General features: G+C 38.6%; 9 protein-coding genes and 1 riboswitch. Of the genes, 2 read left to right on the top strand and 7 right to left on the bottom strand.

Annotated features, from left to right (window positions below):
* Positions 1–10: 10 nt before the first annotated feature.
* Positions 11–1,330, bottom strand: a complete 1,320-nt coding sequence (locus LDM93_RS00765; protein ID WP_223889984.1) for an NAD(P)/FAD-dependent oxidoreductase — start codon at positions 1,328–1,330, stop codon at positions 11–13.
* Between the two features lie 114 nt (positions 1,331–1,444).
* Between LDM93_RS00765 and LDM93_RS00760 the strand changes: the two genes are divergently transcribed.
* The gene (locus tag LDM93_RS00760; protein ID WP_223889983.1) at positions 1,445–3,304 is read left to right on the top strand and encodes a mechanosensitive ion channel family protein; all 1,860 of its coding nucleotides are present in this window, start codon (positions 1,445–1,447) and stop codon (positions 3,302–3,304) included.
* On the opposite strand, the gene LDM93_RS00755 is transcribed toward LDM93_RS00760, so the two are convergent.
* The gene (locus LDM93_RS00755) at positions 3,301–6,396 is read right to left on the bottom strand and encodes an efflux RND transporter permease subunit (RefSeq protein ID WP_223889982.1); all 3,096 of its coding nucleotides are present in this window, start codon (positions 6,394–6,396) and stop codon (positions 3,301–3,303) included. The genes LDM93_RS00760 and LDM93_RS00755 overlap by 4 nt on opposite strands.
* Before the next feature lie 70 nt (positions 6,397–6,466).
* A complete protein-coding gene (locus tag LDM93_RS00750) occupies positions 6,467–7,006 on the bottom strand; it encodes an alkylphosphonate utilization protein (RefSeq protein ID WP_223889981.1) in 540 nt (179 codons plus the stop codon).
* A gap of 247 nt (positions 7,007–7,253) precedes the next feature.
* Positions 7,254–7,333: riboswitch (cyclic di-GMP riboswitch) on the top strand.
* Between the two features lie 189 nt (positions 7,334–7,522).
* Between LDM93_RS00750 and LDM93_RS00745 the strand changes: the two genes are divergently transcribed.
* Complete coding sequence (locus LDM93_RS00745; protein ID WP_223889979.1) at positions 7,523–10,177, top strand: ATP-binding protein; 2,655 nt, start codon at positions 7,523–7,525, stop codon at positions 10,175–10,177.
* Positions 10,178–10,206: 29 nt separating this feature from the next.
* On the opposite strand, the gene LDM93_RS00740 is transcribed toward LDM93_RS00745, so the two are convergent.
* From LDM93_RS00740 to LDM93_RS00725, 4 genes are read right to left on the bottom strand one after another with little or no spacing between them, the layout of a single operon-like run.
* Positions 10,207–10,893 (bottom strand): ABC transporter ATP-binding protein, encoded by a 687-nt coding sequence (locus LDM93_RS00740; RefSeq protein ID WP_223889977.1) that lies wholly within the window; start codon positions 10,891–10,893, stop codon positions 10,207–10,209.
* Complete coding sequence (gene modB / locus LDM93_RS00735; RefSeq protein ID WP_223889976.1) at positions 10,893–11,591, bottom strand: molybdate ABC transporter permease subunit; 699 nt, start codon at positions 11,589–11,591, stop codon at positions 10,893–10,895. The genes LDM93_RS00740 and modB overlap by 1 nt, the downstream gene beginning before the upstream one ends.
* Positions 11,592–12,338, bottom strand: coding sequence for a molybdate ABC transporter substrate-binding protein (modA, locus tag LDM93_RS00730; RefSeq protein WP_223891016.1), 747 nt, complete (start codon positions 12,336–12,338; stop codon positions 11,592–11,594).
* Between the two features lie 18 nt (positions 12,339–12,356).
* Positions 12,357–13,136 (bottom strand): TOBE domain-containing protein, encoded by a 780-nt coding sequence (locus LDM93_RS00725; RefSeq protein WP_223889975.1) that lies wholly within the window; start codon positions 13,134–13,136, stop codon positions 12,357–12,359.
* Positions 13,137–13,139: the final 3 nt, after the last annotated feature.

Raw genomic sequence — 13,139 nt, 5'->3', positions numbered from 1 at the left:
CTTACCCTTTTCATCCCAATCGGGAATAAGCCCTTTCCAATGCTTCAGAAAAAGTAGGATGTGCCATAATGGTCTGACTGGCTGAAAGAGCGTTCATTTCACCTGCAAGAGCCATTGCGATAGGTGCAATGTGTTCTTCTGCATCAGATGCCAATATCTCAGCACCCAAGATCAACCCTTCTTCATCTGCATAAACCATCATTGCACCATTTATAGAGTGACGGAAGCCATAGCTGGCAAAGTTATCAAGCGTAACAACACTCTCTTTGAAAACAGTCGAGTTTTTTTCAAGCATATCTTTGCTTTGTCCTACTGTAGCATAACTCATCGGCAAAGTATGGATAAACTTTACCACATGATCAAGATCAAGTTTTTTAGGATCTTTGCCCACTATCTGCATCGTGACATTCAGTACCTGAGCTCTTGCTGCATGTGCCAATTGCACCTTACCGTTACAATCACCTATGGCATAATGTTTGGCTAGTGTCGTTTCAAAAAATGCATCCGTCTCTATGCCCCTGTTTACAACAATCTCATCTATAGCGATCACATCGGTAGTGGGCTTCCGTCCCGTCGCTACAAGCATCTGTTCGTAATAAGCAGAAGTACCATCTTCAAAAGTGATATAGACCCCTTTTTTCGTATTTTTAGCAGAGACAATAACGTGTTTTTTAAGATATATGACACCTAGTTTCTCCATCTCTTTCAGCATTGCACTTTGGATAAAAGGATGTGACTTGTTTAAAAGTGTTTCACCACGGGAAATAAGTGTGACCTTTACACCAGAAGAAGCAAAAAAACTTGCCATTTCTAAAGCTATGGCACCATTACCATAAATGGCTATCTCTTTAGGCAGTTTTTTAAGTTCAAGTACCTCGCTGCTTGTGATGATCGCCTTTGCGTCATACACTATACCATCGGGGATAAAAGCAGAAGAACCTGTTCCTATGACGATATGCTCAGCCTTATATATCTTTCCCTCTACCTCAACTTCATGCGGTGCAATGATCCGTCCCTTGCCTTCGATCAGCTCAACATCTTTACATTGTGCCCTTATACTTCTACCTGCATTTTCGATAAGTTTTGATTTCTTTTCCGAGAGTACCTGCATATCCAGCATGATATTTCCATCAAAGACATCCGCTTTACTTTGACGTAGGGTGTCGGCATAATATAAAAACATTTTAGAAGGGATACAACCTTTATGGAGACACACACCTCCTAATTGATCCAGTGATGTTTCAATCAGTGCTACCTTAAGGCCATATTTTGCAGCAACGACCGCACCGGCATAATTAAGACCACCTCCGATATAGATGATGTCGTACATTCAAACTCCTCAAAAATGATATTCTTTTATGATTATACTCTCAAAGTTATTATAGACGTCTCTGCCTTTTGGAGTTAACATCTATGCTATAATTTACAAAAAGGGTATACCTTCATGAAAGCATTTTTACTCCTATTGTTTCTATCACTCTCTTTGTGGTCTGCTGAAATAGATACAAAACTCTATGATGGCAACAATACCATAAGCTATCATGAAGAAATCGCAAAGCGTATTAAGACCGAACAAAAATCAGATCAGAACCAAACACAAGAAGATACAGAACGTATCGCAACAGAGCGTATGATCTTAGGAAAACTTGAAAAGATGCTCTCCTTTACATTGCAGGTGGATCCTATGCCTGATTCACTCTTGCCTGATGACAAAAATATAAGCACTGAAAACTATTTTTCGTATCTCAATGCACTTACAGATACTTACGCAAAGATCGATACCTTAAAAAAAGAACAATCTGCTATGCAATCTAAACGGCATTATTTGAAACAAAGTATCAATGACATTACCGTTGAAGATAAAAAAAACCTGCTGCTCTACCAATTGCAATACGCATTTTATAAACTCAAAGGAGACAATCAAGCACAAACTATCAAAGCCTATGAGACTTTACTAAACAAAGGAGAAGAGCGCTTCAAACAAAAACTGAAACAAGTCACCTTTAATATTCCGGCTCTCGAAAAAAAACTTGCTGAGATAAATACAAAATTTTCTCCTATAGAACAAGAAGCCGTTGCCCTCAAGCTAGCTAAAGAACGTGAACTGATAGTGCATGAAACTATTTCAGATACTTTAAGTAAAAAATTTCTTTCCAACGATATGAATATGATGAGTCTCCTCACCACAAAGATCGATCTAACCCTTATGCTTTCTCTGGCTTATCTACAAAAAAATGAGACCCAGAAAGCCCTTGATCTTTTTAATGCCGATTCAGAAGCCTTGCAGAGGCTCATCCCAGATCTCATTGATCACTATACCTACAAGCGGACTATTCTCAAGACTGTGTTCAAAGAGGTGGCAGGTAATGTGGCACTGGCACTCTCAAATGTAGAAGAGAGTGCTGAAAGTATTTATGATTTCACCTATGGCAAGCTCACAGAAGCCCTTTTTGTCTTTAATGAAAGGGGTATTTCAACCCTTGATATCCTCAAAGTCATTTTGATCATTATTCTTGGATTTATCATTGCTGCATTTTACAAACGAAAGATCATTAATCTCGCTACTCAACGGGAAAAAATTTCACTCTCTGCAGCCAAGGCTATCTCCAATGCCGGCTACTATATTCTTGTATTTATCACTTTGCTTTTTGCACTTAAAAGTATCGGATTGGATCTTTCCAATCTGGGACTCGTTGCAGGTGCACTTTCTATAGGTATCGGTTTTGGTCTCCAAACACTTGTTTCCAATTTTGCAGCAGGTATCATCTTAATGTTTGAACGCACTATCCGTTTGGGAGATTATATAGAGATATCAGATACCATCCGAGGTACGGTCAGTGATATGAGAATGCGTTCAACCACCGTTACAACCAATGACAACATTGATGTAGTTATTCCAAACTCTTCTTTTATCCAAAACAATGTCATCAACTGGACATTGGAGAATGATATCAGACGCATACATATCCCTTTCTCTGTTGCGTATGGAACAAGCAATGATAAAGTGGAAAAAGTGATCCTGGAAGAGCTGAGAAACAGTGATATCAATTATGTGAAAAAAAATGCCAAATATCCTACGGTAATCTGGATGACTGCTATGGGATCAAGTTCGGTAGATTATGAACTCGTTGTCTGGATTAGAGGACTATCAACCCTGAGACCTTCGGGGACCAAATCAGATTTTTTAAAATTCATTTATGCTACGCTCTACAAACACCATATTGAGATACCTTTCCCTCAATTGGATCTGCATGTCAAACAAAACGAATCCAAAAAAGAAGAGACGGAGCCAGGAACAGACTAAGTCTCTCTACCCGGTTGTATCTTATTTACCACCGCATACAATGACGGTAGGTAAACAAGGTTCAGTACCGTACCCCAAATAAGGCCAAATCCTATCGAGATAGCAATAGGCTGAAGGATCACTGCCTGTCCTGTGGCATAAAAGATCAGGGTAAAAAGTCCGAGGAATGTAGTGATCGAAGTGATTAAAATAGGACGGAGTCTTAACTTCGCCCTTTCATAGAATGTTTCTGCGTTATGCGTACCATGAAGAAAATCCAGCATGATGATACCATCATTGATCACAACCCCCGCGAGCCCCAACATACCTATAACCGAAGGCATGGAGAGGTTGATCCCTATCAGCATGTGCCCCAGCAATGCACCTAATAAACTAAAAGGAATGACAGACATGACCATCAATGCATAACGGATTTTCGGGAAGATAAAAAGGAGTGTGATCAAAATTAAAAAGACTGCGATGATCAAAGAACGTATCATGTCATTTTTAAATTGCTGGTTTTTTTCCTGTTCTCCTAAAAGACTGACGTCGATGCCCTCATCCTCGATCGCATCCAGCAAAGGCTTGATCTTCTTCAGCACAGCCACAGCAGTCGTTTTTTTCTTATCTATATTTGCAAAGACCGATTTGACTGTATTGCCATCTCTTTTTTCAATCTTTTCATATGCTCTTAGTTTTTCTATATCCACAACATCGGTCAATTTCACCACGCTTCCCGAAGGCGTAGGGATCATAAAATTCATTAAAGTCGTTTCAGAGTCTTTACCTATGGATTTTGTTCTGATCTCCATCACACCGTTTGGACTAAAGGTCATTGCTTTACGACTGTCAAGGAAATAACCCGAAAGGGTCTGTGCTATGCCTACTTCACTCAACCCGAGTTGTTCACCATACGCATTGATACGTATCTTGTACTCCATCTTTCCAAGCTGTGCATTGTTACCTACATCTTTCACATACGGAATGACAGACAGATTTTCTTCAATTCTGTTCATTGCATCTGCTATCTTTTGACCATCTTTTCCCGAAAGATTGATCTGTATATCATTTTTGATCAAACCGGGCTTGTCTTCACGCACACCAAGCTCTTCAAGCTGATACTTCTTCTTCATGGGTGCGATCTCTTTTCTCAGATCTTGTGCAAGGTCATAGGTATGTTTCTTTCTGATCTTTTCAGGATCATTGAACATAAAAGAAAAATTCAATATAGGATTGATATAGGCATCGATAAAACTCTGGGGTTCCATATCATACAATTCCATGGTAATGTAGAGCATATTGTCCCCATTTTCATCTGCGCCGGCGAGTGATCTTCGGTACCCTACAACGGTAGATGTGGATTTAAGTGCATAGGTCTCTTTTTTTGAAAGCACATACTTTTCCAACTCTTTGGCTATTTTGTCTGTCTCTTCAATGGTCGTATCCATATTACTTTTCCCTGTAATATACAGATAGTTGCCATCAAAACCAGGGAAAAACTGAAAATTGAGCATTTTGATCGTGAGGATGGTTAAAAGTGGTATCACTATGACAAACGTGAATAAAAAGATATATTTAAACCGGATCACAAGATGCAGCAACGCTTCATATTTGTTCTGCAGTGGTTCCCAATTGATAAAATTCTTCTGCTTTTTGAGCACCTCATCCGCATGCAAGGGTAGAAAGAAAAAACTTTCAAGAAGAGATCCCAAAAGGATCATGATCACAGTAATAGGAATAAGGATAATAAAGTTTTTGATCTCTCCGGTGAGCATGAACAGAGGAAGAAATGCCGCAATGGTTGTAAGTGTTGCCAAAGTGACAGGTAAAACCATCTCTTTTAACCCTTGATACACTGCCTCATTTTTCGCTAAACCTTCATTAATATGTCGCTGGATATTCTCAGAAACAACAATCGCATCATCCACAACGATACCTATGACGATCAGTCCTCCCAGTAATGAGACGATATTGATAGAATACCCCGTAAAGTAAAGGAACATGATCCCTATGGCAAAAGAGATAGGGATACCCATCGCTACAATAGATGCGATACGTATATTTATCAGTAACGTCATAGAGAGGAATACCAGCAGCAGTCCAAACATCAGGTTTGAAATGACGGTATTGAGCCTGTCCTTAACCGGTTTGGAACTGTCCTGGTAAAAATCAAAATAAACTTCAGGAAACTCTTTAGAGAGTTTTTCTTTTGCATATGTTTGCAGATCTCTGGAAATATGCATAGAATTTCCCTCAGGTCCTTTTGAGATCACCAATGTAATATTATTCCGTCCATTAAAAGTCGAAAGTGTTGTATCTTGAGGGTAAGTGATATCGACTTTCGCAACATCACCAAGCCTCACTTGCTGATCTCCTATTTTTATGAGTGCTGATTCCCATTCTTCTTTATTTTCTTTACCATTGACGGTAGAGAGAAAAATATAATTTCCACTTTGCTTGATATCCCCTATGGGATAGATATAAGAGGTTTTTGAGATGGCATCGATAAGCGTAAAAGGATCCAATCCATACGCTCTTACAGCCTCTTCATTGATCTGCACAGATACTTCCTGATCTGCATCACCATAGATCTTTACTTCACTGACATAAGGGTTTCTGGCAATTTTAGACTTCACTTCTTTGGCCGTTTCTATCAACTGGCCTTTGCTCAGATGTTCAGAAGAGAGCGAAAGTCTGATAAGCGGTCGATTGTGCAACAGTAGCTCTGCAGTAGGTTCTATCATATCTGCAGGAAGATATTGTCTACTGCGTGCGATAGCATCTTTGGCTTTATTGAGAGCATCTATTTTGTCTGCGCCGTCGTTAAGATCGAGAACGATAGAAAAAGTGCCTGACTTGATCACTGTTTCAATCTTATCTATACCTTGTATATTGCCCAGTTCATCTTCGATGTCACGCACTGCCATTTTATCAAGATTGTCCGCACTGGCACCTGCATAACTACCCCTGATAGAAATCTTGTCTAAAGCGATTTCGGGGAAAAGTTCTTTGGGAATATTATAATAGGAGTTGATACCTAGAAATAGGATAAAGACAAGGAGCACATAATTAAGACTTCTATTCTCTATAAAATAGTTAATGATCCTCATCATGATGTATCCTTGTTAAAAATTTTTGAATTATCTACGTATGATTTAAATCATAACCCCTGTTATCTAAATACTACAGCTTCTTTAAAAATGCCGAAATAATAAAAATCATTGTCCCGTTTACACGGCCTTGTATATGGGTAGGGTCACCTGGCACCATACGGATATTTTTCACGGTAGTTCCCTGCTTGGCTGTAAAACCTGCACCCTTTACCGGTAAGTCTTTGATGATGCTCACAGAATCACCCTCTTGCAAGATAGTACCATTCGCATCACGTGTAGGCTCTTGTTCTTCAGTGATCAACCCTTCCTCTGCCCATGTTTTTACTTCATCTTCAAGATACATCATGTCTAGTTGGTCTTGTGCACCAAGTTGCGTAAGAAGTCTAAAAGCCATGACTTGTACTGCAGGCTCCGTACTCCACATACTGTCATGAAGACAGTTCCAATGTTTTTCATTCTTTGTCGGATCATCTATAGAGTCTGCACAAGTACTACAAATCACAATAGCCTCATCTTTGGGTGCAACCGTGTAAGCACTCAGTCCCTCTTCAGAACTGCACAACTCACATTTCCCACCGCTTCTATCCATTAATGCTTTATCTATACTCATTTTTTTCCTTTGCTCTCTATAATGATCGATATTTTACTCTATTAGTTTTAATATAGCCCAAAAAGGCTCGACGGATGATATATATTGTAACATCTAAAACATTTTCATCACGAATATTGGATATCTTCATATCAGTTATAAAAGCTTACTTGCCACCATTTGTATTATCATGACTTAAATTATAAACTTAAATACTTCTATATAACGCTTTTTAAATCTTATCTTAGTATAATTTTTGAAGGTAAAAATGTTGAAAAGCTAAACTTGTTGTGAAACAAGGACAGAAAGTCATGGGTCTTTCCAAAAAAAGATCGCCAGACTGCACAATGGAATACACCCTTGGACTGTCCTACATATTCTATCTTCATTTACATGGCTTCAATTATTTTAAAAATAAAGGAATTCAATATGGTTGAAATTATAAAAAACACAATCAAGCATATACTTAAATTCTCTTTATTGATAGAGATATACTCCTAACACTTTACACTAGTAAAAGCTATTAAAAGGATCGACGTGAAGATATTGAAAAATAAATTTATACTTAGCCTACTCATAATTATGATTATAGGTATCACAGGTATGACCTCTTATCATACCTATCTCTCTTATCAAAAATATATGAGTGCACAAAACAATACGAAGGTTTCTTTTTTTGTAGAGTATTTCGAATCTGTTTTAGACAATATCATCAATGAAAGAATACAGAGCGCTACGTACTTCGTCACACATAAAAAAAATGATTTTAGGAAACTGAAAGAACTAAGGAATAACACAGATCAAAATCTATTGAAATTAGATACATTTATCAAACAGAACGATCATTTTACACACTATAGTAAATTTATTCGACACGCTACTAAAGCACTGGAACTTGTTAGAAGAGATGTGGATAGTTTAAATGATAATTATAATGACATTTTTTTGCATGCCTATCATGAGCAAATTTTTGGCCCATTGTCAGAGGTACTACAAAAGGTTGCTGCTGATGAAAAGTCTGAGGTGAAGCAAAGTTATCTGATGATGTATCAAAAGTATACTGCCCTGAAAGAGAACACCGTACAGGAGAATCTACTGATCTCTTCCATCTTACTGGAATCAAGAAAAATGAGTTATGTAGAGAGAGAACTTTGGGATCGGTTTATAAGCAAAGATACCTTACCCCAGTTTCATACAGTAGCAGACAGTACCATAGCGTTAAAACTGGGTGAACTACTTTCAGTAGAGAAGTTCAACACTATCATTGCTGAAGAACGCGACATGATCTCCTATGAAGCAAGATCAGGAAAATACTCTGTTTCTCACCTTGGGTGGTCAAACCAGATAGATATAAAAATGGACTACTTTAACAAAGTACAATCACTACTACGTACCCAGATCCAAAAAATAAACAAGGAAACGGTCACACAACATGAAAAGATCCTTGCATGGTATGGAGGATCAACATTCATACTATTACTTGTATTGCTTAAACTTTTTAGCTTATATTCCAAAATACAATCCAAGATACAAAATAATACAGAAATTTCCGAAGAGACATTAAAGGATATAAAACTGGTATTGAATGAAAACCAACAAAGAGAGCTTCAAAAGTTGATCCGCAATGGTAAATTTGACTATATCTATAAATTTTTGCTCAAAACCATTCAAGACGGCAATCAGACCAAAGACCTCTTTCTTGCCAGTATGTCCCATGAAATACGTACACCTCTGAATGGTATTCTTGGATTTACACAATTACTCAAAGAGACTGATGATCCAGAGGAACGGGCTGAATTTATTGCAGTCATAGAGAAGAGTGGAGAAAATCTTTTGACCATCGTCAATGATATTCTTGACCTCTCTAAGATCAAAGCACAGAAGATAGAACTTGAAGCTATAGAGTTTGATCCTGTAGATGTCTTTGAATCCGCTGTTGAATCTTATGCAGCTAAAGCGGCAGAAAACCATATTGACTTTAACATCTTTTTGGACCCAACGCTGCCTACCTTACTGATAGGTGACCCGACGAAGATCTCTCAAGTAATCGTGAACCTTGTGAGTAATGCCATTAAATTTACTTCCACCAACGGTGAAGTGAGTGTATCGATCAAGAAACTCTTTGAGAATGAGGATAAAGTAAACGTCAACTTTGAAGTTTCAGATACAGGTATCGGCCTCACCAAGGAGCAACAAGGAAAAATATTTGAAGCTTTTTCTCAAGCAGATGTCAGTACAAGTAGAAAGTATGGTGGTACCGGTCTGGGACTATCCATATCAGGTAAGTTCATAGACCATATGGGAGGGAAACTGAGCATTAGAAGTGTCAAAGATGAAGGTTCGACCTTCTATTTTACCTTGGCACTTAAGAAACCTAAGAGCGCTACACAAAGAGAAGTCAATGATATGAGTTCTTACACTGTCGGTATTCTTAATTCACATATAGATACAGACTATTACATTAACAAAAATCTTGAAACCTATATCGCTTACACAGGCGCAAATATCAAGCGTTATACAGATGAATCACTCTTAGCGTTAAAAGGCACTTCACAGCTCCCTGATATTCTTTTTATTGACCATAAATTCCGTCAGAGAGATGATGAACTAAAACCGTTCCTAGACCTTGATACCAAGATCGTTGTAATCTCAACAGGAGACCAGAAAAAAAATCTAAAGCGATACAAATCACAGATAGATAAGGTACTCTATAAGCCTGTGAATTTTTCTAAAACACTTAGAATGATGAATGACAAAGAGGATACTTTAGAGACGAAAGAGAATCTTACCTTTACAAATGTACATGTGCTGGTCGCAGAGGATAATAAAATTAACCAAAAGTTGATCCTCAATGTACTCAATCGACTCGGGATCAGTGTCACTATCGCAAATAATGGACAAGAAGCGCTTGAACACCGTATGAGAAATGAGTATGACATGATATTCATGGATATTGAAATGCCTGTGATGGGTGGTATGGAAGCGACGGGACAGATTATAAGTTATGAAAGGAAAAACCATAAACCACATATACCGATCGTCGCACTCACTGCAAATGCACTTGCAGGAGATAGAGAAAAATATATGAGTGCAGGTATGGATAGCTACCTTTCAAAACCTATAGATTTAGAGGCATTGAATCATCTCTTTGAAACCTATTTTGAAGATAGGATCATCCATGAAACCACATAGAGTATAGTTGTTCATCCCCGATGAACAACTTATACTGAAAGTGTATAAGTCACGGTAGAAGTTTTGAGAAGTATCTCTTCAGGATGCCCATCTGCTATGATCTTTCCTTGATCAAGAACCCATATACGATCAGCGAGATGATAAGAAGCATCGGCATCATGACTTACCATAATGGTTGTGGTACCAAAAGTTTCGTGCAATTTGAGTATCTCATCTTGTAATTTTGTGCGCATTGCAGGATCAAGAGCCGATAGAGGTTCATCCATCAGTAAAAGCTTTGGCTCTTTCATCATGGCACGACAAAGACTCACTCTTTGTTTTTGGCCACCGCTGAGGCCTTTTACATTACGGTGTGACAATCTGCTAAGTTCTGTCATCTCAAGAAGTCTTTGCGCCAGAACCTTGTCATTATTGACAAAGAGTAAATTCTCTTCTACGTTCATATTTTCAAACAGTGCATAATCCTGAAAGATAAACCCTATCTCTCTTTGTTGCGGTGGAAGCATTTTTTGATCAGCTAACCAAAGTACATCTTCCACATTAATATTACCTTCTGCATTTTCTAAGCCTGCTAAGACTCTAAGCAGCGTTGTTTTACCAGAACCGCTTTCACCCATCAGTGCAATAAACTCACCCTTTTGTATCTCTAAACTGACATCAAGATCCATATCACCATGCGCACCATGCAGTCTTTTATGTATGTCTATCTCTATCATTAAACGACACCTATTTTACGCTGACTGTGGTTAAAGATATACACGGATAAAAGCACTATAAAACTCATCAAAACCATGAACGCACTGTAGATATGTGCTGTACCATACTCCATCACCTCAACCATCTCATAAATAGCCACCGAAGCTACTTTCGTTTCACCTGGGATACTCCCCCCTACCATGAGCACTACACCAAACTCACCGATAGTATGTGCAAAAGTAATGATCAGTGCCGTGATAAGTGAAGGTTTGATATTTGGCAATGCAACCTTAAACACAGTCTGTAACTTACTCTTCCCTGCAAGGTAGGATGCCTCCAACATATGTTTGTTCAAAGACTCAAATCCACTTTGTAAAGGCTGTACCATAAAAGGAAGTGAGTAAAAACAACTTGCCACGACCAAACCGCTAAAAGAGAAGACCAACTTCACACCCAAAAGATCTTCAAAAAAAGCTCCCACTGCAGAGTTCGGGGAGAGTACGACTAAAATATAAAACCCTAACACAGAAGGGGGAAGTACGATCGGTAATGCCGTAACGGCTTCTAAAAAAGGTTTTGTCTTTGATCTGCTTTGAGAGAGATACCACGCTAAAGGAAGAGAAAACAAAAACAATATCACTGTTGTCACACTAGCGAGTTTAAATGAAAGGATAAAAGGTGCTAGATCTAAGGATGTTACATTAAAAATTTCCTGCATTTACTCTACCTTATATCCGAAATTTTTCAATATCTCCTGGGCTTTTTCACTTAACATAAAGTCATAAAAATCTTTCACTGCAGGGTTACCTTCTGCTTTTTTCAGAATCACCATTCCCTGTTCTATAGGGGTATAAAAGGTTTCATCTACATCACTCCAGTGTATCCCTTCTTTAAGATATGCCATTTGTGGACTAAAAAGTGAAGATTTCGCTATAAATCCTATATCTGCTGCCGTCATTGCATAGGTAACGGTCTGTGAAATTGATTCTCCATAGACAAACTTCTCTTTGACGGCATCATACACCTTAGCATTTTTCAAAGCCTCTACCGCTGCTACACCATAAGGTGCCGTTTTAGGGTTTGCTAAGGCTATTTTTTGAATCTTATCCTCTGTTAAAAGCCTCAACCCTTGCCTAAAATCCTGTGGCTTTACAGACAAATAAGCCAATGCACCCTGTGCATATACGATAGGTTTTGTTACAGCTATCCCCTCTTTATAAAGTACTTCCGGGTATTTCATGTTTGCTGACATAAAGAGGTCATACGGTGCGCCGTTCTTTATCTGTGCTGTAAGTTTTCCAGAACTCCCCAGGATCACTTCTATGTTTGTCTTCGGGGACAATGTATAAAACGCTGTTTTGAGTGGTTCTATGGCGTAACTTACATTTGCCGCGACAGCGATCTTTATCTCGCCTGCACTTAATAGAGCGAAGCTTAGTACCAAACCTAATACGATCTTCTTCATATTTACCTGTCTCACTCTTTACTTCCCTATCATAATGTCATTGGCTTTGATCATAGCGGTCACAGAACTTCCTTCACTAAGTTCCATCTTCTCTAAAACAGCTGTAGGCATGACAGATACAATGGTGTCATGCTCTCCTATATCCACCACTACTTTAGTATTCTCCACATCTTTGTCTACCTTGCTCACAATGCCTTCGAGTCTATTATCCTGATTTTTTTCGTCTACTTTCATAGACAACAGTACTGTACTGGATTTAAATATCGCAATCACAGTTTGATCTTCCTCAATATGCAAATTTTCTACCGCCTCTTTGGTGATCGTAGAAAGAAGTTCTTTCCCACTTTTCAGCCTTAAAAGTATGTTTGCATTGACATTTTGAGAGTCTACGGAAACGACTTCTGCTTGTATCTGATTTCTTGCAGAAATTTGCATGGCCAATCTTCCAATGGTCTTAAATGCACCACTCTCGATATCGGTCAGCTCTGACAACTTTTCCAAAAAACGGTTATGCTCCTCTTTGAGCACTGCATAGTTTTTTAAGAGTTTTTGACCATACGCTGTAATCGTCGTACCGCCACCGTCTTTACCCCCTGTCTCTCTACATACGATCGGTTCAGGAGAAAGTGCATTCATAGTATCTACCGCTTCCCAGGCACTTTTGTAACTCATAGGTACCGCTTTTGCTGCTTTAGAGATGGATCCATGTGCTTCAATGGCATGAAGCAGTTCTATACGCTTTTCAAGCAAAAAAGGTTTACCTAACATTTCCAAAGTAAGCTTTGATGAAAGTTCCATCTC

The sequence above is a fragment of the Sulfurovum sp. TSL6 genome, assembly GCF_019972115.1.
Classification (GTDB): Bacteria; Campylobacterota; Campylobacteria; order Campylobacterales; family Sulfurovaceae; genus Sulfurovum.
Note: the sequence above shows the minus strand (reverse complement) of the source record. Positions and strands in the feature narration are given on the sequence as shown.

Bases quoted from the DNA above. Each gene is read 5' to 3' on its own strand.
- modB (WP_223889976.1), bottom strand. From the start codon at position 11,591: ATGCAGGAAATTTTTAATGTAACATCCTTAGATCTAGCACCTTTTATC.
- LDM93_RS00740 (WP_223889977.1), bottom strand. From the start codon at position 10,893: ATGATAGAGATAGACATACATAAAAGACTGCATGGTGCGCATGGTGAT.
- LDM93_RS00750 (WP_223889981.1), bottom strand. From the start codon at position 7,006: ATGAGTATAGATAAAGCATTAATGGATAGAAGCGGTGGGAAATGTGAG.
- LDM93_RS00760 (WP_223889983.1), top strand. From the start codon at position 1,445: ATGAAAGCATTTTTACTCCTATTGTTTCTATCACTCTCTTTGTGGTCT.
- modA (WP_223891016.1), bottom strand. From the start codon at position 12,338: ATGAAGAAGATCGTATTAGGTTTGGTACTAAGCTTCGCTCTATTAAGT.
- LDM93_RS00725 (WP_223889975.1), bottom strand. From the start codon at position 13,136: ATGGAACTTTCATCAAAGCTTACTTTGGAAATGTTAGGTAAACCTTTT.
- LDM93_RS00765 (WP_223889984.1), bottom strand. From the start codon at position 1,330: ATGTACGACATCATCTATATCGGAGGTGGTCTTAATTATGCCGGTGCG.
- LDM93_RS00755 (WP_223889982.1), bottom strand. From the start codon at position 6,396: ATGATGAGGATCATTAACTATTTTATAGAGAATAGAAGTCTTAATTAT.